Annotated in this window: 1 protein-coding gene; it reads right to left on the bottom strand. The window is 67.4% G+C overall.

The window, feature by feature from the left end; genetic code table 11:
* A partial coding sequence (locus tag FMEAI12_RS33535; RefSeq protein WP_146776834.1) for a transposase occupies window positions 1-242 on the bottom strand: 242 nt, incomplete at both ends.

Consider the following 242-nt stretch of genomic DNA (forward strand, 5'->3'; position numbering starts at 1 on the left):
TTGTTCGCAAGCTGCACCACATGGAAATGATCGACCACCACGGTGGCCTGCGGCAGTCCGGTGCGGATCGCCGCCCGACACAACGGGGACATGTCGATGGCCACGAACCGGATGGCCTGGCGCCAGGTGAGCGGGGTGTCGGCCGGCCAGGCCAGCACATCACCGGTGGCCCGTCCTTCGATCTGGCCGAGCAGCCCACCGTGACCTGCGGCGTCGATAAATCCGGTGTGCCAGCGATCCGC

This window comes from Parafrankia sp. Ea1.12, assembly GCF_900465275.1.
In the GTDB taxonomy this organism is placed as follows: domain Bacteria; phylum Actinomycetota; class Actinomycetes; order Frankiales; family Frankiaceae; genus Parafrankia; species Parafrankia soli.